Annotated in this window: 22 protein-coding genes; 14 read left to right on the forward strand and 8 right to left on the reverse strand. The window is 64.7% G+C overall.

The window, feature by feature from the left end; genetic code table 11:
• The first annotated feature begins 15 nt into the window (after positions 1-15).
• Both KO516_RS16660 and KO516_RS16665 read left to right on the forward strand, forming a co-directional pair.
• A complete protein-coding gene (locus KO516_RS16660; RefSeq protein WP_216004906.1) occupies positions 16-1791 on the forward strand; it encodes an aminopeptidase P family protein in 1776 nt (591 codons plus the stop codon).
• Positions 1792-1917: 126 nt separating this feature from the next.
• Positions 1918-2262: a DUF427 domain-containing protein gene (locus tag KO516_RS16665; protein WP_216004907.1), complete on the forward strand. Its 345-nt coding sequence runs from the start codon at positions 1918-1920 to the stop codon at positions 2260-2262.
• Between the two features lie 51 nt (positions 2263-2313).
• Here the strand turns inward: KO516_RS16665 and KO516_RS16670 are convergent, their stop codons facing one another.
• Both KO516_RS16670 and KO516_RS16675 read right to left on the reverse strand, forming a co-directional pair.
• Positions 2314-2814, reverse strand: coding sequence for a CHAP domain-containing protein (locus KO516_RS16670; RefSeq protein WP_252737646.1), 501 nt, complete (start codon positions 2812-2814; stop codon positions 2314-2316).
• Positions 2815-3037: 223 nt separating this feature from the next.
• Complete coding sequence (locus KO516_RS16675; RefSeq protein WP_216004909.1) at positions 3038-4714, reverse strand: chloride channel protein; 1677 nt, start codon at positions 4712-4714, stop codon at positions 3038-3040.
• 70 nt (positions 4715-4784) lie between these two features.
• Here KO516_RS16675 and KO516_RS16680 point away from each other — a divergent pair, with 70 nt between their 5' ends.
• Both KO516_RS16680 and KO516_RS16685 read left to right on the forward strand, forming a co-directional pair.
• Positions 4785-6158, forward strand: coding sequence for an FAD-binding oxidoreductase (locus tag KO516_RS16680; protein WP_216004910.1), 1374 nt, complete (start codon positions 4785-4787; stop codon positions 6156-6158).
• Positions 6159-6279: 121 nt separating this feature from the next.
• Positions 6280-7554 carry an FAD-binding oxidoreductase gene (locus KO516_RS16685; protein WP_216004911.1) on the forward strand — a complete coding sequence of 425 codons (1275 nt, stop codon included), beginning with the start codon at positions 6280-6282 and terminating at the stop codon, positions 7552-7554.
• A gap of 6 nt (positions 7555-7560) precedes the next feature.
• Here the strand turns inward: KO516_RS16685 and KO516_RS16690 are convergent, their stop codons facing one another.
• The 6 genes from KO516_RS16690 to KO516_RS16715 form a co-directional block, all read right to left on the reverse strand.
• Positions 7561-8841 (reverse strand): TRAP transporter large permease, encoded by a 1281-nt coding sequence (locus KO516_RS16690; RefSeq protein WP_216004912.1) that lies wholly within the window; start codon positions 8839-8841, stop codon positions 7561-7563.
• Position 8842: 1 nt separating this feature from the next.
• Positions 8843-9340: a TRAP transporter small permease gene (locus tag KO516_RS16695; protein ID WP_216004913.1), complete on the reverse strand. Its 498-nt coding sequence runs from the start codon at positions 9338-9340 to the stop codon at positions 8843-8845.
• Positions 9337-10350, reverse strand: coding sequence for a TRAP transporter substrate-binding protein (locus KO516_RS16700; protein ID WP_216004914.1), 1014 nt, complete (start codon positions 10348-10350; stop codon positions 9337-9339). The genes KO516_RS16695 and KO516_RS16700 overlap by 4 nt, the downstream gene beginning before the upstream one ends.
• A gap of 285 nt (positions 10351-10635) precedes the next feature.
• Complete coding sequence (locus tag KO516_RS16705; protein WP_216004948.1) at positions 10636-11961, reverse strand: MATE family efflux transporter; 1326 nt, start codon at positions 11959-11961, stop codon at positions 10636-10638.
• Positions 11962-12043: 82 nt separating this feature from the next.
• A complete protein-coding gene (locus KO516_RS16710; RefSeq protein WP_216004915.1) occupies positions 12044-12535 on the reverse strand; it encodes a PaaI family thioesterase in 492 nt (163 codons plus the stop codon).
• Complete coding sequence (locus KO516_RS16715; protein WP_216004916.1) at positions 12532-12957, reverse strand: PaaI family thioesterase; 426 nt, start codon at positions 12955-12957, stop codon at positions 12532-12534. The genes KO516_RS16710 and KO516_RS16715 overlap by 4 nt, the downstream gene beginning before the upstream one ends.
• Before the next feature lie 119 nt (positions 12958-13076).
• Between KO516_RS16715 and KO516_RS16720 the strand changes: the two genes are divergently transcribed.
• The 10 genes from KO516_RS16720 (at position 13077) to KO516_RS16765 (ending at position 25350) form a co-directional block, all read left to right on the forward strand.
• Positions 13077-13445: a MerR family DNA-binding transcriptional regulator gene (locus KO516_RS16720; RefSeq protein WP_216004917.1), complete on the forward strand. Its 369-nt coding sequence runs from the start codon at positions 13077-13079 to the stop codon at positions 13443-13445.
• 272 nt (positions 13446-13717) lie between these two features.
• Entirely contained in the window at positions 13718-14116 is a 399-nt protein-coding gene (locus tag KO516_RS16725) for a MerR family DNA-binding transcriptional regulator (RefSeq protein WP_216004918.1), read from the forward strand.
• Positions 14117-14170: 54 nt separating this feature from the next.
• On the forward strand, positions 14171-15946 hold the full coding sequence (locus tag KO516_RS16730) for an acyl-CoA dehydrogenase C-terminal domain-containing protein (protein WP_216004919.1): 1776 nt from the start codon (positions 14171-14173) through the stop codon (positions 15944-15946).
• Positions 15947-15982: 36 nt separating this feature from the next.
• Positions 15983-16153 carry a hypothetical protein gene (locus tag KO516_RS16735; protein WP_216004920.1) on the forward strand — a complete coding sequence of 57 codons (171 nt, stop codon included), beginning with the start codon at positions 15983-15985 and terminating at the stop codon, positions 16151-16153.
• Positions 16154-16618: 465 nt separating this feature from the next.
• Positions 16619-17257, forward strand: coding sequence for a glutathione S-transferase family protein (locus tag KO516_RS16740; RefSeq protein ID WP_216004921.1), 639 nt, complete (start codon positions 16619-16621; stop codon positions 17255-17257).
• 27 nt (positions 17258-17284) lie between these two features.
• Positions 17285-18496 carry an acetyl-CoA C-acetyltransferase gene (locus KO516_RS16745; protein ID WP_216004922.1) on the forward strand — a complete coding sequence of 404 codons (1212 nt, stop codon included), beginning with the start codon at positions 17285-17287 and terminating at the stop codon, positions 18494-18496.
• Positions 18497-18508: 12 nt separating this feature from the next.
• Entirely contained in the window at positions 18509-20704 is a 2196-nt protein-coding gene (locus KO516_RS16750) for a 3-hydroxyacyl-CoA dehydrogenase NAD-binding domain-containing protein (RefSeq protein ID WP_216004923.1), read from the forward strand.
• A gap of 261 nt (positions 20705-20965) precedes the next feature.
• The gene (locus KO516_RS16755; protein WP_216004924.1) at positions 20966-21607 is read left to right on the forward strand and encodes a hemolysin III family protein; all 642 of its coding nucleotides are present in this window, start codon (positions 20966-20968) and stop codon (positions 21605-21607) included.
• A gap of 83 nt (positions 21608-21690) precedes the next feature.
• The gene (locus KO516_RS16760) at positions 21691-23403 is read left to right on the forward strand and encodes a sigma-54-dependent Fis family transcriptional regulator (protein ID WP_216004925.1); all 1713 of its coding nucleotides are present in this window, start codon (positions 21691-21693) and stop codon (positions 23401-23403) included.
• Positions 23404-23550: 147 nt separating this feature from the next.
• Positions 23551-25350 (forward strand): NAD(P)/FAD-dependent oxidoreductase, encoded by a 1800-nt coding sequence (locus KO516_RS16765; protein ID WP_216004926.1) that lies wholly within the window; start codon positions 23551-23553, stop codon positions 25348-25350.
• Positions 25351-25405: the final 55 nt, after the last annotated feature.

Consider the following 25405-nt stretch of genomic DNA (forward strand, 5'->3'; position numbering starts at 1 on the left):
AAGGAAAGGCGCAGCATGTATCAGCAGTTCACCGAAACCGCCCATCCGGATCAGGGTCCTACGCGTCTCGAAGAGCTGCGCGGGTTGTTCGATGCGCGGCAAATCGACGGTTTCATCGTTCCTCGGGCCGACGCTCATCAGGGCGAATATGTTGCACCACATGATGACCGGCTGGCATGGTTGACCGGCTTCACCGGCTCAGCGGGTTACTGCGTTGCCTTGCGCGACGTTGCCGGGGTCTTTGTCGATGGCCGATACCGGGTGCAGGTCAAGGCGCAAGTGGCCGATGTCTTCACTCCCGTCGACTGGCCCGAGACCGGCCTTGCCGAGTGGATCTCGGACAAGCTGCCCGATGGCGGCAGCATAGGTATCGACCCCTGGCTGTTCTCGGTCGAACAAGTGCGCCGCCTTGAGGCCGATCTGCGCGGCTTAGAACTACGCTTCACCGACAACCTCGTAGATGAGATCTGGGAAGATCAGCCTGCGCCGCCCATGGGGGCGGTCTTTGCGCAGGACGTCAGTCTTTCGGGCGAATCCCATGACGACAAGATCGCCCGTCTGGCACGGGATCTGGGGGCGGCTTGCTGTGTTCTGACCCTGCCCGACAGCATCGCTTGGCTGCTCAACATCCGCGGCAGCGACATCCCGCGCAACCCGGTGCCGCACAGCTTTGCCCTGCTCAACGCCGATGGCACGGTCGAGCTGTTCATCGCCGAAGAAAAGCTGGCAAAGCTTGGCGCACATCTCGGAGAGCGGGTGTCGATCCTGCCACCGGAGGGCTTCCTTGCGGCCATCGCAACGCTGGAGGGACGGGTGCGCATCGATCCGGCCACCTGCCCCGTTGCCGTCGCCGATGCGCTTCGTGGCACCAAGATCATCGAGGCTCCGGATCCTTGTCTGCTGCCCAAGGCCTGCAAGAACACCGCCGAGCTTGCCGGTGCCCGCGCCGCCCATCTGCGCGATGGCGCGGCGATGGTGCGTTTTCTTGCATGGCTCGACCGGCAGACGCCCGGCAACTTCACCGAGATCGACGCGGTGAAGGCACTGGAAGCCAAACGCCGCGCCACCAACGCGCTGCGCGACATCTCTTTCGAGACGATTTCGGGCGCCGGGCCAAATGGCGCCATCGTGCATTACCGCGTCACCGAGGCTACAAACCGCGTGGTGAACGCGGGTGATCTTCTGTTGATGGACAGCGGCGGGCAATATGTCGACGGCACCACCGATATCACCCGCACCATCGCCATCGGCACGCCCGGCGATGCCGAGAAAGACAGCTTTACCCGTGTGCTCAAGGGCATGATCGCGCTGTCCCGGCTGCGCTTCCCGCGTGGACTTGCCGGGCGTGACATCGACGCACTGGCGCGCGCCGCGCTCTGGCAGGCGGGGCTTGATTATGGGCATGGCACCGGGCATGGCGTGGGTGCGTATCTTAGCGTGCACGAAGGGCCGGCGCGCATCGCCCGCACCGGCACCGTCCCCCTTGCGCCGGGCATGATCCTTTCGAACGAACCGGGCTTCTATCGCGAGGGGGCTTATGGTATCCGTATCGAGAACCTCATCGCGGTCGAAGACGCGCCGCCCCTGCCGGGGCAGACGGTGCCCGCGATGCTGCGTTTCGAAACCCTGACATGGGTGCCGATCGATCGCAGGCTGATTGTGCCAGATCTGCTGACCGAAGAAGATCGTGACTGGCTCAATGCCTACCACGCGGAAATCCTCGTCAGGATTGGTCCGCTGGTCGACACGGAAGACGCGGCATGGCTCGCCCGCGCCTGCGCTCCTTTCTGAGCGCAACAGGCTGCGGCGTCGCCTCGCCGAACAGACACAAGCACGCGGCGCGCCTGCGCCGTAATGACACAACACTGTCGCATTCCGATTGGTATATCATCCGGGGTGCAAACGGGGAGAGAAGACATGTTGAAACATATCAAGGTCCGGCCGACGAACGGCACATGGGTGATCCGCGCCGGCGGCGCTGTCCTTGGCGAAAGCAGCCGCGCGATGGAGCTGACCGAAGGCGACATGCCCTTTGTGATTTATTTCCCGCGCGAGGATATCGCCACAGCGTTTCTTGAGCCGTCCGACTACCGGACCCGCAACCAGTGGCTTGGCGAGGCTACCTATTACAACATCGCATCAAAAAGCCGGACCTACGAAAACGCCGTCTGGTCCTATGAGAACCCGACCGATGAGGGCGCGGCGCTTCGGGGTTATCTTGCGTTTCATGTTCAGGATGGCGTTGCCGTCGAACTGGTCTGACGCGCATTTCCCGAATGTGAAAAGGCCCCCGAACCGGGGGCCTTTTTCGTATCAGCTATCCTGCTTGGGATAGATGAACCCGTTGATCGGGTATGGTTTGCCAAAGCTCCCCGGATTGCTCTCTACCCGCACCGAGCTCCAGTCATTGCGCGGCGAGATATCCTCGACCAACATGCCAAGCGATACCTTGTTGCGGTTCCAGTTGGCGTGGTCGATCTTGAGCATGCGTTCCGACACCACCTCAGAGACCACCGCGACGTGACCCATGCTCATGCCCGAGGTGCCGGCAAAGGCCATGACAGCGCCAACCACCGGCTTGCGACCGCGATCATAGACCCCCGCCGCCTTGCCCCACCATGTGTTGGCGTTGCCGCGAATATTGACGCCGCTGGCGTTGCGGGCGAAGGGCACGCACCACACGCGAGCCCCCTTGTTCTGAAGCGCCTTCACCTCGCGCAGCGCCATGGCGCGGCGATCAAGGTCAAGTCCGCCTTCGGAGGCATATCGGATGTCGGGGGTGGGGTTGCTGGAACAGGCCGCAACGGCCGTCATCAACACACACATCAAAGGAAGGGCGAGACGTGCCCTCCGGTTGCCGTTCACACTCATTCTGTCCCTCGAAGAGTTTGGATCTGCCCTGCCTCGTGTGTCCCGAAGCTCAGTCACATCTTTTTACGATCACTTAACCAAAAGAAAGGGGGCGTGATCGCGATGCGCGGAAATCCGCGCAGATCCAGACACATCCGGGAACCATTTCGTGCAGGAACTTGACGCCTCAGCTGTGTTCTTCTGCAGCGGTGGCCGCAAGCGCGCGGTTATAGGCCTTGAGCGCATCGACATGGAACAGTGCGCCCTGCAGAAGCGGCTCCTGGGTTTGCGCATCCAGCGTCACCACCGGCAGGAAGGCCACGCCGGATTTGTCAAAGCGCGGCAGCGCGGTTTCCAGCGTCGCCGTGGTTTTCACATAAAGCCCCTGATCGATCATCCGCAGGCAGGCTTCTTCGTCTGCCGCGCCCGGATCGTCGATCTTGCGCATCACCCCGGCAACGCGGAACATCGCCAGCAGATAGCTTTGCGGCCCGGCGGCCAGATGCACCTTGCGCCGCTCCAGCTGGGTCAGGAAGAAGCTGCGATTGACCAGACGCGACGCCACGGCGGTGGACATCGACACCGACACCATCACCGCAAGCCCGGTCTGCCAGTCGCCGGTCAGTTCGAACACGATCAGCGTGGTCGAGATCGGCGCGCCCAGAACCGCTGCCGCCACGGCGCCCATCCCCGCAAGCGCATACAACGTGAAGGCCGAACTCTGCTCGGGGAACAGGCTGGTGGCAATATGGGCAAAGGTCAGTCCGGTCAGCGCGCCGACCATCAACGACGGAGAAAACACGCCGCCACCCATGCGCCCTGCCATGGTGATCGACACCGCCGCCACCTTGACCACGCAAAACACAAAGGCCGCGCCAAGCCCTAGCCCCCCGGTCAGCGCCAGCGAGGTCGTCTCGTAGCCAACGCCGATGATATGCGGGAACTGGATCGCAAGCGCGCCCAGCAACAGCCCGGCCAGTGCCGGGCGCAGCACCAGCGGCAACCCCAGCCATTTCTGCACGCGATTGCCGAAATCGTCGGACCAGAAGATCGCCCGCATCATCAGCACCGCCACCAGCCCGCACACCATCCCCATCATAAAGAACGCCGGCAGCTCGAGATAGAATTCGACCGTGGTGGTGCCGGGCAGCAGGAATTCGGTCACATCGCCAAAGGCGAGCCGGTTGATGACGGTGCCCGCAGCGCTGGCCACGACGATCGGGGCAAAGGCATGCAGCGCGAAATGGCGCAGCACCACTTCGAGCCCGAACAGCGCCCCGGCGATGGGCGCGTTGAAGCTGGCAGACACCGCCGCCGCCACCGCACAGCCGAGCAGATCGCGCCCGGTAATGCCGTCGACTCTCAGCCGGTTCGAGGTCCAACTAGCGATCATCGCGGCGATATGGACAACGGGGCCTTCGCGGCCCGTGGAACCCCCGGTTGAAAGCGTGATCCAAGAACACAATGCAGAGGCGATACCCGCCTTCTTTTCCACCCGCCCGTCGTTCAGCGCCGCCCCTTCGATCACATCGGAAACCGACCGCACGCGCCCGTCCGGGGTGAAGTACTGCACAATGATTCCGACGACGATGCCTCCGGTCACGGGGATCAGCAGCACCCAGATCCACGGCAGGGTGCTGGCAAAACTCGCCAGCGTATTGACATCTTCGGTGCCGTAAAGAAACGCCTGCAAGCGGCTGATTGCAAACCTGAAAACCGTCGCTGCGCAGCCGGATGCAATGCCGACGAACAGCGCGACAAACCAAAAGCTCACCTGCCCCGGTGCCTTGTGTCGCATTGTGTGCCAGCCCCGCCCGAAGCTGCTGGTCATTTCCGTCCATTGGCGGGAAAATGCCCGGACCATCGCCACGTCCCCTTTGGCTTTTCGAAGGCGCATGGCAAGGGTAACATCAACCGATTGCTCGGAGGTATTCATGACCATCGCCACGGCGCTCGACGCTCTTTCCTCCCTGTTAGGCGAACGGCTCAGTCGCTCCAAGTCAGAACTGGAACTTCATGCGCGCTCGGAATCGTATTTTCCGCCGGTGGTTCCCGATGCGATCGCCTATCCGCAGAGCCTGAGCGATGTGCAGGGGCTGGTGAAGATCTGCGCTGAGCATCGCTGCCCGATGATCGGCTGGGGCGCGGGCACCTCGCTAGAAGGCCACGGGCTGGCGGTGCGCGGCGGCGTGGTGATTGATTTCACCCGGATGAACAAGCTGCTGGAACTGCGCCCTGCCGACATGGATGTCACGGTGCAACCGGGCGTCACCCGTGAGGCGCTGAACGAAGAGCTGCGGGCGACGGGGTTGTTCTTTCCGGTCGATCCGGGGGCGAATGCCACGCTGGGCGGCATGGCGATGACCCGCGCCTCGGGCACCACCACGGTGCGCTATGGCTCGATGCGCGACAATGTTCTGGGCATGCAGGTCGTTCTGGCCGACGGGCGGGTGATCCGCACCGGCACCCGCGCCCGCAAATCCGCCGCGGGCTACGATCTGACGGCGCTGATGCTGGGCTCGGAGGGCACGCTGGGCCTTGTCACCGAGCTGACGCTGAAGCTGCACGGCATTCCCGAGGCGACCAGCGCGGGCATCTGCGCCTTTCCCGATATGCACGCGGCAGTTTCTGCGGTGATGGAGACGATCCAGATGGGCATCCCCATGGCCCGTATCGAATTTGTCGATGCGGCCACGGCGCGGGCCTTTACCGCCTATTCCGGCATGGCGATGTCCGAGGCACCGCATCTGCTGGTGGAGTTTCACGGCTCGGACGCCAGCGTGGCGCAGGACGCGGAACGCTTTGCCGAGATTGTCGCCGATCACGGGGCCTCGACCTTCCGCTGGTCGGCGCGCGAGGAAGAGCGCCGCGCGCTCTGGGCACTGCGCCACAACGGCTATTACGCCATCCTTGCCAGCCGCAAAGGCGCGCGGGCGCTGGTCACCGATATCTGCGTGCCGATCTCGCGTCTTGCCGATGCGGTCGAGCAGACGCAGGCCGATATCGCGGCAAGCCTGATCCCCGGCCCGATTCTGGGCCATGTCGGCGACGGCAACTTCCATGCCATCCTGCTGATCGACCCGGATCAACCCGCCGAGATCGAAGAGGCCAAGCGCCTGTCGCATCGCATGGCAGAGCGCGCGCTGGCGCTTGGCGGCACCTGTACCGGCGAACATGGCATCGGCATGGGCAAGACCGGCTATATGCGCGCCGAGCATGGCGATGGCTGGGATGTGATGGGCCAGATCAAGACCGCGCTTGACCCGATGAACCTGATGAACCCCGGCAAGCTGGTGCCCGCCCGCTAAGGCAGCAATTGGCCGCGCCGGGGTGGCGCATAGTTGCGCCAGAGCTTGCCACTGCCCCGCGCGCGGCGCATCGCTTTGATGCGGCAACCATATCGAGCCGCCCCGGAAAAGGACTCTGCAGATGCCATCCGCCCCCGATACCAACCTCTGGCAGGCCAGTGCGCGCGAGCATGTCTCGGGCGCACCGTTCGAAGCTGATGCCGTGGTCGATCTTGCGATCATCGGGGGCGGCTTTACCGGCTGTTCGGCGGCGCTGGAAGCGGCGCGGCGCGGCGCGAAAGTGGCGCTGTTCGAAGGGCGCAAGATCGGGCATGGCGGCTCGGGGCGCAATGTCGGGCTGGCCAATGCCGGGCTGTGGCTCAAGCCCGACGAGATCATCGCAAAGCTGGGCGCTGGCCCCGGCCGCGCGCTGATCGACCGGCTTGGCGGCGCGCCCGATCAGGTGTTTGATCTGATCGCGCGCGAGGGCATCCGCTGCGAGGCCACCCGCAACGGCACGCTGCACTGCGCCCATGCCCCCTCTGGGATGGACGATCTGCGCGAGCGGCACCGGCAAGGCAATGCCGCCGGTGCACCGCTGCAACTGCTGGACGCCGCCGAGGCGCAGGCCCGCACCGGCAGCCGCGCGGTGCATGGAGCGCTGTTCGATCCGCGCGCCGGTACGATCCAGCCGCTTAGCTATGTGCGTGGCCTCGCCCGCGCGGCGCAGCAGGCGGGCGCAACCCTGCACGAGGCCAGCCCGGTGAGCAGCGTGGTGCCGGACGGCAGCGGCTGGCGCATCACCTGCAACGGGCACAGGCTGCGCGCCGGGGCGCTGCTGCTGGCGTCGGGGGCCTATCACCTGCCACTGGGCGGGCCTCCCGCGCCCGCCTATGTGCCGGTCTGGTACGGCCAGTTCGCCACCGTGCCGATGCCCCAGCCAGCGCGGGCCAAGATCCTGCCCCGGCTCGAAGGCTGCTGGGATACCGCGCTGGTGATGTCGTCCTTTCGCACCGATAACGATGGGCGGATGATCATCGGCGCCATGGGCAATCTGGACGGGCCCGGCGCGGGCATCCACGCCGCATGGGCCCGCCGCAAACTGGCGCAACTGTTCCCCGAACTGGCCGATCTGCCGTTTGTCCACGGCTGGAGCGGGCGCATCGCCATGACCTCGGATCACATCCCCAAGATCACCGCGCTTGGCGAAACCGGGCTTGGCTGCCACGGCTATTCCGGGCGCGGCATCGGCCCCGGCACGGTGTTCGGCACGGCCTGCGCCGAGGCGCTGCTAAGCGGCAATCGCGCGAGTCTCCCGTTGGCCCCGGTGCCGCGCCACAACGAAAGCCTGACGGCGCTCAAGGCTAGCTATTATGAATTCGGCGCAACCCTGACCCATGCGATAAGCGCGCGCTGAGCCGGGTCAGGTCAGCAGCAACACCAGCCCCGGCACCGCAGTCAGCAGCGCCACCCGCAAGACATCCATCACCACAAACGGGCCGAGCCCGCGAAAGATCGTGCTTAGCGGTACGTCTGGCACCACCGAGCGCAGCACAAAGGCATTCATCCCGACAGGCGGCGTGATGTAGGAAATCTCGGTCACCATGACCACAAAGATGCCGAACCAGATCAGGTCAATCCCCTGCGCTGCAACGATGGGATAGAACACAGGTACAGTGAGCATGATCATCGACAGGCTTTCCAGCAGGCACCCCAGCACAAGGTAGATGCAAAGGATCACCAGAATGGTCGTGGTCGGGCTGTCTCCGAACAGTGCCAGAAAGGCCTGAATGTCGGCGGTCATACCAGACATATTGACATAATTGGTAAAGGTCAGCGCCCCGAACAGGATGAAGAACATCATCGAGGTGGTCTTCATGGTGTCGTAGAGCACCGCGATCATTCTGTCCTTGCTGAACTTTCCGCTGAGCAGCACCAGAAGAAACGCGCCCCCCGCGCCCATCCCAGCGCTTTCGGTCGGGGTGAAGACGCCCAGATAGATGCCCCCCATCACGAAGACGAACAGGGCCAGCGCCCCCGCCGTGCCCTTCAGCGCCCGGATGCGATCCATCAGCGGCAGCTTTGGCTCGACCGGCAAGTCGATCTTTCCCAACGCGATGGATAGCCGCACCGCAATGGCATAGCCGATGACACCGATCACGCCGGGGATCAGCCCGGCCAGAAACAGCTTGCCAATGTCCTGCTGCGTCAGGATGCCGTAGAACACGAGGATCACCGAGGGCGGAATGAGAATGCCCAGCGTGCCCCCCGCGGCAATCGACGCGGTCGACAAGCGGTCAGGATAGCCAAAGCGCCGCATCGAGGGCAGCGCGATCCGCGTCATCGTCGCCGCCGTCGCCATCGACGAGCCGCACACCGAAGAAAACGCCCCGCAGGCCACCACCGTCGCCATGGCCAGCCCGCCCTTGCGGTGGCGCAGCCATGCATAGGCCGAGGTATAAAGCTCTTCGGCGATCCCCGATTGCACCACGAAATTGCCCATCATCAGGAACAGCGGCAACACCGACAGCGAATACTCCCGCCCATTGTCGAAAAACGCGCTGCCAATCAGCGACAGCGCCGGAGACCAGCCGATGATCGCAGCGACCCCGGCCAGCCCGACCCCGGCCAGCGCCATCGAAATCGGTACGCCCAGCAGCAGCAGCACGGTCAGCACCGCCAATCCCGTCGGCCAGTGTTCCATCTCAGTCTTTCCGGAAGAGGCGCGGCAGCGGCATCAGCGCGGTGATCAGCGCCCCGGCCCCGGTGCACAGCGCGCAGAAATAGCCCAGCGGCGCGATCGGAAGGCGCAGGCTGTTCGTCGCCCCGCCATAGCTGCCGATCTGCCCCGCGTAAATCCAGATGCGCCAAGTGACCAGCGCCAGCACCACGCCGGAAAACACCCCTGCCAGCGCCAGCCGCCACGGCTGCACCCAAGGCGGCATCCGGTCGGTCAGCAAATCGACGCTGACATGCTCTTCAGCCAGCGCCACGGCGGGAAGGCCAAGGAAGATGACGGCGGCCAGCAGCAGCTCGGTCAGCTCGGTCGCCCCGATCAGCGGTGAATTGAACAGATAGCGCCCGATCACGTCCACCACCGTCAGCGCCATCAGCGCCATCAACAGCACACCGCCGAGCGCGGCCAGCGCCACGCGCAGTGCCCCCGCAGGGGCACCGTGATCAATTGGGGCGGGCCGGGTCATTGGCTGGCGGTTTCCGTCGCGATTTCCGCCTTGAGCATGTCATAGGCCGCCTGCGCATCGATCCCGGTCTCTGCGGCCTCGTCAAGCTTGGCCTGCACCAGCGGCGACAAGGCGCCCTCCCATGCGGCAAGCTGGGCCTCGGTTGCGGGGAAAATGTCGATTTCACCTTCCATTGCGGCCTTGCCCTTGGCATCGGCGGCATCCCACATCTTGCCCGCCATCCGCGCCAGCGCCTCGCCGGTGACGCTGTCGATGGCCTCTTGCTGCTGCGGCGTCAGGCTGTCCCACTTGGCCTTGTTCATGACGACGTAGAACGAGGTGTTGTACAGCCCGCCCGGCACCGCAATCGCCTGATCGAGCTGCGGGATCAGCTTGAAGAAATTCACCGACTCATAGGGAAAGAAAATCCCGTCGGCGACGCCTTGGCTCAGCAGCTCATAGGCCTTGGTAGACGGCCCCTCGACCGGAACAGCGCCAAGCGCGCTGGCAACCTCGTGAACGATGCCGCCGCCGACACGGATCTTCTTGCCCTTCAGCACATCGGGGCTGCTCAGATCGCCCTCCTTGACAAAGATCTCACCCGGCCCGTGGCTGAACACCCCCAGAACCTTGACTTGATCGTATTCACCCGCGTCCTTCAACATAGCGTCAAACACCCGCCAATAGGCAACCGAGATCGCCTCGGCCGTCTCGCCGAGGAACGGCAATTCGACGATGTTGGTGGTCTTGAAGCGGCCGGGAGTGAATCCCTGCACGCCAAAGGTGATGTCGGCGACTCCGTTGACGGCGAAATCGAAATGCGCGGGCGGCGGCCCTAGCGGCGCGGGAAGAATGTTGGCGGTGACCTCGCCGCCAGTTGCTTCGGCGATCTTTTCGGTCATCGGAACAATCAGGTCCGAGACCAGAGGATGCGACGGCGGCAACCAGTTGGCGACTGTCAGCATGGTCTGGGCCGAGGCAGCCCCGGCAAGGCTCAGCGTCAGCGCGGTTGCGATCATCAGGTGTTTCATCGGTCTGTCCCAATTGGTTGTCCCCGGATGCGCATAGGGGGCGCGATCCTGCTGGCCCATCTCTTGAGCAATCCGCTCCAGGACGCAAGGCCCGCCCCCTCGCCTGCAGCGATTGCGAGCCCCGCAGAGACCTGCCCGCCCAAAATTCGACGACGCGCCCGGCCGCAAGGTTCCGCCTGCCTCCGGCGGGGATATTTAAGGCCAGAAGAAACCAAGGCGCGGCGCCCCTGCTACTTCTGGCCTTAAATATCCCGGGGGGGCGCGACGCACGGGGGGCAGCGCCCCCTACGCCCTCGCCGCACGCTCCAGCGCCGGGTAGCGTGCGCCAAGAGACAAGCCTCGCGCTACGAACGAAATCAGCATCGCAAGCCATAGCCCATGATTGCCCATCGGGCCGATCAGCAGCAGTACGGCGCACAGATAGATCCCTGACGACAGGATCATCATGTTGCGCATGTCGCGCGATCGCGTGGCACCAATGAAGATGCCGTCGAACATGATCAGACCAAGCTGCGCGACAGGCGCGGCCACCATCCATGGCAGATACAGTCGCGACGCCTCGCGCACCTGCGGATCCTTCGCCATCAGATCGACCAGCCACGGCCCCCACCACCAGAACACCCCTGCTAGCAACATTGCGACCCCGGCGGCCCAGAGGCTCGTCACCACTGCGCTGCGCCGCAGGGCCGACACCCGGCCAGCCCCGAAGGCGCGGCCAACCAGTGCTTCGGCCGCATAAGCGAACCCATCCAGAGCATAGCTGGTGATCATCAGGAATTGCAGCAGCACCTGATTGGACGCCAGAGTGACATCTCCGAACCGGCCGCCGAGCAGCAGAAACGACACGAAGATCGATTGCAGCAGCAGCGAGCGGATCAGGATGTCAACATTCACCGCCGCCATGCGCAGCAGCCGCGCCTTGTCGAACACCCGTGCCCAGACCCGTGCCGCCGGATCGCGCAGCGCCTCGCGGCACAGCCACAGGCCCATCACCAGCCCCGCGATTTCGGCGATGGCGGTGGCCAGCGCCACACCCTCGACCCCAAAGCCGAGGACCGGCACGAACAGCAGGTCGAGCCCCACGTTCACCCCGTTCATCAGAAGCTGCAGCGCGAACACCGCCCGGGTGCGCTCTTGCGCGATGAGCCAGCCGGTGATGCCGTAGATCGCCACGGCTGCGGGGGCAGACCAGATGCGGATGCCCATGTAAGACCTTGCCAGCCGCTCGACCTCATCCGAGGCTGGCGACACCGCGAAGGTTCCGGCAAAGATCAGCGGCTGCAGCAAGATCAGCGCAACCCCTCCGGCCAGGCCGATCAGCAGCGCGCGAGTCAGAAGCGCGGTGACTTCGCCATGATCGCCAGCCCCGGCCGCCTGCGCTGCGAGCCCCACCGTGCCCATGCGCAGGAAACCGAAAATCCAGTAGACCGCCGACAGCACGATGGCGCCGACGCCCACCGCCGCGATCGGTTCCGCCTGCGGGATCTGGCCGACCACGCCGGTATCCACCGCCCCGAGGATCGGGATCGTCACGTTCGACAGCAGGATCGGCAACGCGATCTTCAGAACGCGCGCATGTGTGACGGGTGTACCAGCATCCGGAGCGGTCATCATGGGCCTCGCGTGTCAACTTGCCCGGAGCGCTAACCGATTGCCGCGCCCGGAACAATCATTCGCAGGCATCCAAATTGCCCTAGCCTTCGCGCGGCATCAGAAAATGCGCGTTCGACGACGCGATGGGCCGGGCGTGATTGTCCTGCCATGCCTCGGCCCGCACCGAGGCATAGCGCCGGCCCGACCGGGTCACGGTGGAACGCGCATAGGCATCGCGCGGCAACCCCGTGCGCAGGTAATCGACGCTGAAGTCGATGGTCTTGGGCAGGCGCGGCAACGCTTCGGGGCTGATTGCACCGCTTTCCACATCTTCCCAGAGCAGCGACCAGCTGAGCGTAATGATCGAGGTCACCTCGAGAAAGGCCGCAGTCACGCCGCCATGCAGCGCTGGCAGCAGTGGGTTGCCGATCAGCTTGCCGTCGAAATTCAGCACCCCGGTCAATTCGTCGCCGCGCCGATCGAAGGTGATGTTCAGAAATCGGATGTAGGGCACGCGTCCGGCCAAGGTCGTCAGCGCGGCGTCGCGGCGCTGTTTGACCACCTGCATCGGCTCGGGGGCCGGACGGCTCATGGCTTGGCCTCGACGGTAAAGGTGCCGGTGGCGGTGGCCACGGGCCGGTCGGGATCGTCGTCATGCGCCGTGGCCCGCACGAAGGCGACCGAGCGCGTCACGTGGTGGCATTCGGCCCGCGCGGTGATCGCCTGCCCCGGCGTCGCCCCGCGCAGATAATCGATACGCAGCCCGATGGTCGCCGTGCCGCCGGCGTTGCCCGGGTGCGAAATCGTCGCCGCGCCGCCGCAGGTGTCCATCAGCGTCGACACTGCGCCGCCATGGATCACCCCGGTTTCAGGATCGCCCACCAGCGCCTCGGCATAGGGCATCCGGATCACCGCAACGCCGCCCTGCATCTCGAGGATCTCGAGCCCGAGCGCCTGCGCCTGCGGGATCGCCTCCATGAAACGGCGGGCAGTCTCGGTCTGATCGGTGCTCATCGGGGTCTCTTTCGCTGCAAGTTGCGACCTTTATGAAAGCCCCGCCCCTGCCCTGCAAGAGGCGGTTGCTCTGCCCTTGCGCCGGGGATACCGTCCGGCCCGAGGGCTAGGAGGAGCAGATGAGCGACACCCGTCTCAGCTTCAGGGAAATGTGCGAGCGGTTCGAGGTGACCCCCCGCACCCTGCGCTATTATGAATACATCGAACTGCTCTCGCCCGAGCGCGAGGGGCGTGCGCGCTGGTACGGCGCGCGCGAAGTGGCCCGCATGGTGCTGATCCTGCGCGGGCGCAAGTTCGGCTTTCAGCTCGAGGACATCCGGCAGTGGCTTGAGATGCGCGACCGGCAGGGCTCCGAGGCACAGATGCGCGCCTGGGTCGACATGGCCGACCGGCAGATGAAGGAGCTGGCCGAGCAGCGCCGCCAGCTTGACGAGGCGATGGCCGAGCTGCGCAAGCTGCGCGACGAAACCGCAGCCTCGCTGCCCTGACAGCGAGTCGCCACCGCGGCCTGCCCGCCACCGAATCCCGGCAAAACCGTTTTAAAAGTGGAATTAAAGCGCTTTAATGCCTATTTTAGGCAGATCGGCGCAGATCTGCCGGCAAGGATGTTTCAGCAAACCCCGACTGACCGGAAAGGAAGTTACGTAACCCTACAGGGTGACGTTACGTCCCCGTTACGTAAACCAAAATGCCCATTGTATGTTTTATGACGAGGGGGCACCTGACGCTGATGAGAACGCTAGGTGAGGCCCGAAGAGCAATGAGCGAAGACACGGCAATGAGCATCCGCGAGATGTGCGATCTTTTCGAGGTGACCCCGCGCACCTTGCGCTTTTACGAACAGAAGGAACTGATCTTTCCGCAACGCGTCGGCCAGAAACGTCTGTACAGCCGTCGTGATCGCGCTCGCCTCAAGCTGATCCTGCGTGGCAAGCGCTTTGGCTTCAGCCTCGAGGAAATCCGCCAGCTGCTTGAGCTGTACCATGTCGGCGACCAGCAGCAGACCCAGATCGAGCGCACATACGAGATCGCCCGCAAGCGGCTCGACGATCTGCTCAAGGAGCGTGAAGATCTGGATGCGGCGATCAAGGATCTGAAGGATCAACTTGCCTGGGGTGAAAAGATGCTCACACAATTGGAGCAGAAAAAGGCAGGCTAAGGTGCCCGCGGTCAGGAGGAGGCCGCCGCCCGACGCCACAGGAGGAGGATACCGATGCCAAGCTACACCGCTCCCGTCCGGGACATGCAATTCGTGCTGCACGAGATGCTCATGGTCAGCCAAGCCGGTATTCCGGGTTACGAGGATCTTGACAGCGACACCACTCAGGCGATCCTTGACGAGGCCGGCAAGCTGGCCTCCAGCGTGCTCGCGCCGCTGAATGCGGTGGGCGATGCACAGGGCTGTCGTTTGGAAAACGGCGTGGTGCGCACCCCCGACGGGTTCCGTGCCGCCTCCGATCAGCTGCGACGGGGTGGCTGGACGGCGCTGGACTGCGACCCCGAGTATGGCGGTCAGGGGCTTCCCTACCTGATGTCGACCGCGGTCGGCGAGATTCTGAGCGCGGCGAACATGGCCTTCAACATGTACGCCGGGCTGACACATGGCGCCTATAACGCCATTCACGCCCATGGCTCGCCCGAGCAGAAGGCGATGTACCTGCCGAAACTGGTCAGCTGCGACTGGGGCGGTACAATGAACCTGACCGAACCGCACTGCGGCACCGATCTGGGGCTGATCCGCACCAAGGCCGAGCCGCAGGACGATGGCAGCTATGCGATCACCGGTACCAAGATCTGGATTTCCGCTGGCGAGCACGATTTGTGCGACAACATCATCCACCTTGTGCTGGCCCGGATCCCCGGCGGCCCCGAGGGGATAAAGGGGCTTTCGCTGTTCATCGTCCCGAAGTTCCTCGTCAACGAGGACGGCTCGCTGGGCGCACGCAACAGGCTGGAGTGCGTCGGGCTCGAGCACAAGATGGGTATTCATGGCAACGCCACCTGCGTGATGAGCTATGAGGGCGCCAAAGGGTGGCTGATCGGTGAGCCGCACAAGGGGATGCGCGCCATGTTCACCATGATGAACGAGGCTCGGCTGGGCGTCGGCCTGCAAGGCTATGCACAGGGTGCGGTCGCGTATCAAAACGCACTGGCCTTTGCCAAAGAGCGCCAGCAAGGCCGGGCCGTCACCGGCGTCGCCGCTCCTGACGCGCCAGCCGATCCCATCATCGTGCACCCCGACGTGCGGCGCGGGCTGATGGACCAGAAAGCCATCACCGAAGGCGCGCGCGCCTTTGTCTTCTGGGGGGCGAGCCTGATCGACCGAGCGCAGCGCTGCAACGACCCCGATGCCGAAGGGCTGATCTCGTTGCTCACGCCGGTGATCAAGGGGTTCCTGACTGACAAGGGGTTCGAGACCTGCGTGCTGGCCCAGCAAACACCGGGCGGCGCCGGATTCACCCGCGATCTGGGACTGGAACAGTTCGTGCGCGATGCGCGCATCACCATGATCTACGAAGGAACCAACGGCATCCAGTCGCTGGACCTTGTCGGGCGCAAGCTGACGGCGGACGGCGGCAAGCACGTCATGGCGTTTTTCGATCTGGTCAAGACCTTCATCGCCGAAAACAAGGGCGACGACAACTTCGAGGCGCAGTTCCTGACCCCGCTCAAATCCGCGTCGAAAGATCTTCAGGCGGCGGCGATGTTCTTCATGCAGAAGGGCATGACGTCGCCGGATGAGGCCTTGGCGGGCTCGTATGACTTCATGCATCTCTTCGGGCATGTCTGCCTCGGGTTGATGTGGGCCCGCATGGCCAAGGCCGCGGGAAAGGCGATGGGGTCTGGCGGTGACACGGCGTTTCTGCAAGCAAAGATCGCAACGGGCCACTATTACATGGCGCGCCAGTTGCCCGCGACAAAGCTGCACCTCGCCCGGATCGAGAGCGGCGCCGCGCCGGTGATGGCTCTTGACCCGGCGGCGTTCTGAATCAGACACGAGCCGCGAGTACCCGCGGAGACCGACATGCCGAAGCGCTTCCGCCTCACCCGCCGCTTTTCCGCCGCCATGACCGAAGACGGCGACCACGGTCACAGGAGGTTTGCATCCGATGCTGGGCTGGATGAGGGCAAGGCGCTGTCCTTCCTCTTCAAACATGACGACAGAGTAACTGATGGTGAATTGCTGGCCCACTGATTGCGGCAGCCCAACGCCGAACTGGATGAGCGTGAACGCTGAGGGCACCCCACAGAACCGGCACCAGCGCCCGCATCGTAGCAAAGGACCGGGGGTTTCACACCCCCGGACCCCCGCGGAGTTTAGGGGCAAGATGAAGTTGAAGACCGTACATCGAACCCCGAATGGATCATGGGCAGCACCCGGTCGGCTCCCCCGTCAGCCCGACCGCCAAGCGGAACGCAGGCAGGCGGGGGAGCTTCACCTTGCACGCCGCTCAACTCTCCAGTCTGCGACGCAGGACCATCTTAGCCACGACATACTTAACGCAAAGTAAATAATCGAATGTCACGTTGACTCCCTTGCGATGAGGTTGAGGATACACGCGGCGCGCCCCTTCATCTTGCCCCTAAACTCCGCGGGGGTGTGGGGGCGCGAAGCCCCCACTGCCGATCCCGGATTCTGGCGCAACCAAAGGACAACGCGATGACGATCAAGCTTTACTGTTTCGGAGAGTCGGGAAATGCCTACAAGGCCGCTTTGCCCCTGCACCTGTCGGGACTCGACTGGGAGCCAGTGAAGGTCGACTTCTTCAACGGCGAAACCCGCAAGGATGCCTACCGCGCCGAGGTGAACGAGATGGGCGAAGTGCCTGTGCTCGTCGACAGCGACACCCGTCTTACGCAATCTGGCGTCATCCAGATGTATATCACCGAGAAAACCGGGAAATTCGGAGGTGCCAGCCCGGAGGAGACGCGTGAGGTGATGCGCTGGTGTTTCTGGGACAACCACAAGCTCTCCAGCCAGGCCGGGATGACGCGGTTCCTGATGAACTTCCTGCCCGAAGACAAGCGCCCTGCCGAGGTGATCGCCTTTGCCCAAGGCCGGCTCGCCGCAGCATACAAGGTGCTCGATGGGCATCTTCAGGGCCGGGATTGGATGGTCGGCGACGGCCCGACCAATGCGGATTTCTCTTGCTGTGGCTATCTCTTCTACCCCGAGCCCTTTGGCTTCGTCCGCAAGGACTGGCCCGACATCGACCGCTGGTTGTCGCGCATCGAGGCCCTGCCCGGCTGGAAACATCCCTACGATCTAATGCCCGGCTCGCCCGCCGACCGCGTCTGAGCCGACACGACCAAGGAGGAGGACCACATGACCGAGGCCTATATCTACGATGCCGTGCGCACCCCGCGCGGCAAAGGCCGCAAGGACGGGGCGCTGCACGAGGTGACCTCGCTGCGGCTCTCCGCCCTGACACTCAATGCCATCGCCGAGCGCAACGGGCTGGAGGGCCATGCCGTCGAGGATGTGATCTGGGGCAATGCCACGCAGGTCGCCGAACAGGGTGGCTGCCTTGCGCGCTCGGCCGTCCTTGCCTCGGACCTGGATCAGCGCATTCCCGGCCTTTCGATCAACCGCTTTTGCGCCAGCGGCATGGAGGCAGTAAATCTTGCCGCCAACCAGATCCGTGGCGGGGCCGGCAGCGGCTATATCGCAGGCGGGGTCGAAATGATGAGCCGCGTGCCCATGGGCAGCGACGGCGCGGCGATTGCGGTCGATCCGAGCCTTGCGATGAAGACCTATTTCGTGCCGCAAGGCATCAGCGCCGACATCATCGCGACGCAATACGGGTTCTCGCGACATGATGTCGATGCGCTGGCGGTGGAATCGCAGCGCCGCGCCGCTGCCGCATGGGCCGATGACCGGTTCTCCAGATCCATGTTGACCGTGCGCGACCAGAATGGCGTCGCGATCCTTGATCGGGACGAGTCCATGCGTCCCGGCACCGATATGCAGGCGCTGGGCGCGCTCAAGCCCGCCTTCAAGGAGATGGGCGAAGTCATGCCCGGGTTCGACCAGCTGGCGCTGATGAAATACCCGCATCTTCAGAAGATCGAGCATGTGCACCACGCGGGCAACAGCTCGGGCATTGTCGATGGGGCTGCGGCGCTGCTGATTGGCGACAAGGCCTTTGGGCAGGCGCATGGGCTGACGCCTCGCGCCCGCATCCGCGCCACCGCCAAGATCGGCACTGATCCGACCATCATGTTGACCGGCCCGGTTCCGGTGACCGAGAAGATCCTGCAAGACAGCGGCATGGCCATCGGTGACATCGACCTGTTCGAGGTGAACGAGGCCTTTGCCGCCGTTGTCCTGCGCTTCATGCAAGCCTTCGACGTCGACAGCAACAAGGTCAACGTCAATGGCGGCGCCATCGCCATGGGCCACCCGCTGGGGGCCACCGGCGCGATCATCATCGGCACGCTGCTGGACGAGCTGGAGCGCAGCGGCAAGGGCACGGGCCTTGCCACGCTTTGCGTTGCCTCTGGCATGGGCGCGGCCACCATCATCGAGCGGCTCTGAGGGAGGGATACCATGACCGAATTCACCATGAGCACCGACGCCGACGGCGTTGCGCTGATCGTCTGGGACACGCCCGGCAAGTCGATGAACGTGATGAGCATCGAGGGCTTTCACCAACTGTCGACCCTTGTCGACGCGGCGCTGGCGGATGAGGCCGTCAACGGCATCGTGCTGACCTCGGGCAAGGCGGGCAGCTTTGCCGGGGGCATGGATCTGGGGGTTCTGGCCAAGATGCGGGAGGATGGCGGCGACGATCCCGCCGCTGGAATCCTGGACGGGGTGCTGCAGATCCATACTATCCTGCGCAAGATCGAGCGCGCTGGTATGGATGAGCGGAACAAGGGCGGCAAGCCCATCGCCTGCGCCCTGCCCGGCACCGCGCTGGGCATCGGCTTCGAGATCCCGCTGGCCTGTCATCGGATCTTTGCCGCAGACAATCCCAAGGCCAAGATCGGTCTGCCGGAAATCATGGTCGGCATCTTCCCGGGCGCGGGCGGCACCACGCGGCTGGTGCGCAAGCTGGGCGCGATGGCGGCGTCGCCCTACCTGCTCGAAGGCAAGCTGTCCGATCCGAAGAAGGCGAAAGCGGCGGGCCTGATCGACGAGGTCTGCGAGGATCCGCTCGCCGCCGCCAAAGCATGGGTGCTGGCAGCCAAGCCTGCCGATATCGTCAAGCCGTGGGATGCCAAGGGTTACAAGATGCCGGGCGGCGCCCCCTATCACCCGGCGGGCTTCATGACCTTCGTGGGTGCCTCGGCCATGGTGCATGGCAAGACCAAGGGCGTCTACCCGGCGGCCAAGGCGATGCTGTCCGCCGTCTATGAGGGCGCGCTGGTGCCCTTTGACACCGCCCTGAAGATCGAGGCGCGCTGGTTCACCTCGGTGCTGCTCAACCCATCGTCTGCGGCGATGATCCGGTCACTGTTCCTTAGCAAGGAAGCGTTGGAAAAGGGCGCGAACCGGCCCGATGTGCCGCCACAGCAGGTGCGCAAACTTGGCGTCATCGGCGCGGGAATGATGGGCGCGGGCATCGCGCTGGTCTCGGCCATGGCGGGGATCGAGGTGGTTCTTTTGGATCAATCCAAGGCAGCCGCCGACAAGGGCCGCGATCACACCGCCGCTTACATGGACAAGGGCATCGCCCGGCGCAAAACGATGCCCGAACAGAAAGAGGCGGCGCTGGCGCTGATCACCGCAACCGACGATTACGCCGCGCTAGAGGGCTGCGATCTGATCATCGAGGCGGTGTTCGAAGACCCGAAGATCAAGGCCGAGGTGACGGCGCAGGTGCTTTGCCACGCGCCGCAAGATTGCATCTTTGCCACCAACACCTCGACCCTGCCGATTTCGCAACTGGCCAAAGCCTCGAACAACCCCGAGCAGTTCATCGGCATCCACTTCTTTTCGCCCGTCGAAAAAATGGCGCTGGTCGAGATCATCAAGGGCCTTGCCACCGGTGCGCGGGCCGTGGCCAAGGCGCTCGATTTCGTGCGGCAGATCCGTAAGACGCCGATCGTGGTCAATGATGCGCGGTTCTTCTACGCCAATCGCTGCATCATTCCCTACATCAACGAAGGCATCCGCATGGTGGCCGAGGGGGTTTCCCCAGCGCTAATCGAGAACGCCGCCAAGCTGGTGGGCATGCCGCTGGGGCCGCTGCAACTGGTGGATGAAACCTCGATCGATCTTGGGGTCAAGATCGCCAAGGCGACGCGGGCGGCGATGGACGAGGCCTATCCCGATGGCGCGGTCGATGAGGTGATCTTCTGGATGGCGGATGAGGGCCGGCTTGGGCGCAAGGCCAAGGCCGGGTTCTACGACTATGACGAAGCGGGCAAGCGCGGCCTGCTGTGGGACGGGCTGGCGGCGAAATATCCCGCCGGGCCGCAGCCTTCGCTGATCGACGTGCAGCAGCGGCTGCTGTTCGTGCAGGCGCTCGAGGCGGTGCGGGCGCTGGAAGACGGCGTGCTGAGCGATATCCGCGAAGGCGACGTGGGCGCGATCCTTGGCTGGGGCTTTGCGCCGTGGTCGGGCGGGCCGTTCGGATGGCTCGACATGCTGGGCACGCCCTACGCGGCCGAGCGCAGCGAAGCGCTGGCGCAGGCCCATGGCGCGCGCTTTGCCTGCCCCGATCTGCTGCGCGAAATGGCCGAAGACGGCATCGGCTTTTACCAGCGCTTCGGCCCTGCCCGCACCGCCGCGGCGTGATCGCGCGGCCTCTCGGGCAAAGCGTCCGGGGGGCCATCGTGCGGCAGATTGAGACATTGGTAACCTCTCGTTGTTAGCATTTGGGATGTCCCGGATCATCGGGACACCGGGCCGGAAGCGTTTTGCACCCCGGCCTTGCGGCAGAACCCGTCGCACCCGCTTCAACCCTGCGCCTGACCCAGACGCCGCGCCTGCGTGCAGTGCCGGACTGCGCGCGCCTTGTCTCCTTCGGGGGCTTGCCCCCGCAACCAACGCATCGCCATGACCCGTCACGTGCTGACCCATACCGAACAAGAGCATCGCGCCGACAGCATCGTTCTGCTGCTGGGGGCCTGTTTCGCCATTGGCGCCGTGCCTGCGCTGTTCGTCTGGGCCCGCCTTGCCGCCCCGCCGCATGCCTTCTGGCCGCTGGTGCCCTATGGCCTTGGCCTGCTGGCAAGCTTTGCCTTTTCCGCCGCCTACAACCTGACCTTGCACGCGCCAACGCGGCGGGTGCTGCGGCGGTTCGATCATGCGGCGATCTACCTGCTGATCGCGGGCACCTACACGCCGATGGCGCTGCTTGGCGTCGGCGGGCTGGCGGGGGTGGCGCTGACCACGGCCTCCTGGGTGATCGCGCTGATCGGCGTCGCGCTCAAGCTGACCTCGGTGCAGCGATGGGCGCGACTGGGGTTCATGCTGTATCTGGCGCAGGGCTGGCTTGGCGGGCTGGCGGCATGGCCATTCCTGACCCGGCTCGATGGCACGGCGGTGGCGCTGCTGGTGGCGGGCGGGGTGATTTATTCCATCGGCACGGTGTTCCTCCACACCCGGCGCATCCCTTACGCAAGCGCGATCTGGCATGTGCATGTGCTGACAGCGGCGGCCTGCCATTACGCATCAGTGCTGCTGGTGGCGCGCTAGGGCGGAACTGCGATCTTTGTCTCGGTTCAACGCGCTGCTCTGGCGTGCCAACCTGCCCCCGCAGCGCCGAAGGGAGGCCGGCCATGCAGCGCAAGGATCACGTGGCCGAAATCGACCGCGTGCTGGACGGACAAGACACCGGACGCGATGCCGTCGTCGCCGAAAGCTGGCGGCGCTGCGTCGAGCGTTACGGGCTGGATCCCGGCCGCGACGCGCCGCCGCATATCGTTACGGCGGCAGAATTGCGCGAACATCGCGAGCAATCCGAACGGCTGATCGCCACCGCGCGCTCGGGGTTGCAGTCGCTCTTCCGACAGGTCGCCGGGCAGAATTACGTCTTGCTGCTGTCCGACGCCAAGGGGGTCTGCGTCGATTTCTTCGGCGATGCCCGCTTCGAGAACGAGCTTGCGCAGGCCGGTCTGCGACTTGGGTCGAACTGGTCCGAGGAACTGGCGGGCACCTGCGGGGTCGGCTCCTGCATCATCACCGGCGATGCGGTGACCATCCATCAGAGCGATCATTTCGGGTTGGCGCATGTGCCGCTATCCTGCACCTCGGCGCCGATCTTTGACACCCATGGCGCGCTCTCGGCGGTGCTGGATATTTCGCTGCTGCGCTCGCCCAGCCCGAAACCGTCGCAGAACCTTGCGATGTCGCTGGTCACCGCCTCGGCGCGCCGGGTCGAGATGGCGAACCTGATGGCGATGACCCGGCGCGACTGGGTGTTGCGTCTGTCGATCAACCCCGAATTCCTTGAGGTCGATCCCGAGGCGGCGGTGGCGCTGGATGGCTCGGGGCGTATCGTGGGCATGACCGCCGGGGCGCGCCGGGTACTGTCGCCCGACGGGCGCAGCTCATTGATCGGGCGGCGTATCGACGAGCTGGCCGAGCTGACGGTGGACGATCTGCCCGAGCTGATGCGCGGGCGGCCCCCCGAAGAACGGGTGCTGCGGCTCAAGGATGGGCGCGGGCTGTTCGGCCATGCCATCGCGCCGCAAGCCCGGCCTGTTCCGCGGCAGGCACCCGACCTGCCCGGCGCGCTTGGCAGCTTTGCCGGGCCTGACCCGGCGATGGCGCGGCTGCTGGCACGCGCCGGCAAGCTGGCGCTGACGGCCCTACCCCTCCTGATCACCGGCGAGACCGGCACCGGCAAGGAACGGCTGGCGCGCGCGCTGCATCTGTGCGGCCCGCAGGGGCGCGGCTTTCACGCGCTGCGCTGCGCTGCCAGCGACCGGATCGACGTGCCGGTCAGCGGCACCCTGTTCCTGCGCGGCATCGAAGACCTGCCGCCCCCGGCGCAGGACGCGCTGCTGGCGCGGCTGGACGCTGCGCCGGATCTGCGGATCATCGCCTCCTCGCGCCTGCCCGCGCCGGATCTGGCGCAGCATCTGCGCGACGATCTGTTCTATCGCATCGCCGGGGCGACCATCGACCTGCCACCGCTCCGCCACCGCGCCGATTTCGACTGGCTGCTCGATCGCCTGCTGCGCCGCCGCTCCAGCGGCGAGCTGCGGCTGTCGCCCGTTGCCCGCGCCGAGTTGAAGGGCCGCCCATGGCCCGGCAACATCCGCGAATTGGAACGCACGCTCGACGTGGCGCTGACGCTATCTGGCGGCGATGTGCTCGACCTGCCCGACCTGCCGCCGCCTCCTGCCCTGCCCGCTGCCCAAGGCGATGATCTTGAAGACGTGCTGCTTGCCTGCAACTGGAACATGTCGCAGGCAGCGCGCCGGCTTGGGGTCAACCGCTCGACCATCCTGCGCCGCATCCGCAAGGCCGGGCTGACGCCGCCCTGACGTTGCGCCGCTGTTGCGCGCGCAACGCCGCGCCGCGCCTCCGTCACATTTCCGGCAGTATGCGTGCAAAACCGCTGTTCGCCGCGCCCCCCGATCTGCCAGCCTAAGCAGCGGAGGACCACACGACGCATGAGAGGGAGGACCAAAATGCTCGACTCGACACTCGCAACCCAGACACAGGCCATTCTCGATGACTTTGGCGAGGCGCTGGAACAAGGCGACATTGCCCGCGCCAAGACCATGTTCACCGAGGATTGCTACTGGCGCGATCTCGTCACCTTTACATGGAACCTGAAGACCGTCGAAACCCCCGAGGGGGTCGGCGACATGCTGGAACACCAGCTTGCCACCACAAAGCCCAGCGGATGGGCGTTGGCCGAGGGCGAACTGCCCAGCGAAGACGACGGCGTCACCACCGCATGGATCCGCTTTGAAACCGCGCTGGCGCGGGGCTATGGCCTGCTGCGGCTCCGCAATGGCAAGATCTGGACGCTGCTGACCGTGATGTCGGAACTGAAGGGGTTCGAAGAGCCGCGCGGTTTCAACCGCCCGCTCGGGGCCAAGCATGGCGCCGCCAAGGACCGGCTCAGCTGGTCCGAGGAACGCGCCCATGAGACGGAAACCCTTGGTTACACCGAACAGCCCTATGTGCTGATCATCGGCGGCGGTCAGGGCGGCATCGCGCTGGGGGCGCGGCTGCGCCAGCTGGGCGTGCCCACCATCATCGTCGAGCGCAACGACAACCCCGGCGACAGCTGGCGCAAGCGCTACAAGTCGCTCTGCCTGCATGACCCGGTGTGGTACGACCACCTGCCATACATCAAGTTCCCCGACAACTGGCCGATCTTTGCCCCCAAGGACAAGGTCGGCGACTGGCTCGAAATGTACACCAAGGTCATGGAGCTGAATTACTGGACCCGCACCACCGCCAAATCTGCGACCTATGACGAGACCACCAAGGAATGGACGGTCACGGTTGATCGCGACGGCACCGAGGTGGTGCTAAGGCCCAAGCAGCTGGTGATGGCCACTGGCATGTCTGGCAAGCCGCGCATGCCAGAATTCCCCGGCATGGATATCTTCAAGGGCGAGCAGCAGCACAGCTCGCAGCACCCCGGCCCCGATGCCTATGCGGGCAAGAAGGTCGTCGTGGTCGGGTCGAACAATTCCGCCCATGATATCTGCGCCGCGCTGTGGGAACATGATGCGGATGTCACCATGCTTCAGCGCTCCTCCACGCATATCGTGCGCTCTGACACGCTGATGGATATCGGCCTTGGCGCGCTCTATTCCGAACAGGCCGTGCAATCGGGCATGACCACGGAAAAGGCCGATCTGATCTTTGCCTCGCTGCCCTACAGGATCATGCACCAATGGCAGATCCCGCTTTATGAGCAAATGAAGGAGCGCGACAAGGAATTCTACGATGGGCTTGAAAAGGCCGGGTTTTGGCTCGATTGGGGCGATGATGGCTCGGGTCTGTTCATGAAATACCTGCGGCGCGGGTCGGGCTATTACATCGACGTGGGCGCCAGCCAGCTGATCATCGACGGCAAGGTGAAACTGGTGCGCGGACAGGTCGAAAAGCTGGACGAAACCGGCGTCATCCTTGACGACGGCAGCCATCTGGACGCGGATCTGGTGGTTTACGCCACGGGGTATAATTCGATGAATGGCTGGGTCGCGGATCTGATGGGCCAGGACATGGCGGACAAGGTCGGCAAGGTCTGGGGGCTGGGCTCCGACACCACCAAGGACCCCGGTCCGTGGGAAGGCGAACAGCGCAACATGTGGAAACCCACCCAGCAAGAGGCGCTGTGGTTCCACGGCGGCAACCTGCACCAGTCGCGGCATTATTCGCAATATCTGAGCCTTCAGCTCAAGGCCCGAATGGAGGGTCTGCCAACGCCGGTCTACGGCTTGCAGCCGGTGCATCACCTGTCCTGATCGGGATCGCCGGGCCGGGGTCGCATGGCCCCGGTTCTGGCCCTGCTTCTCACCT

Source organism: Citreicella sp. C3M06, assembly GCF_018860705.1.
Classification (GTDB): Bacteria; Pseudomonadota; Alphaproteobacteria; order Rhodobacterales; family Rhodobacteraceae; genus Salipiger.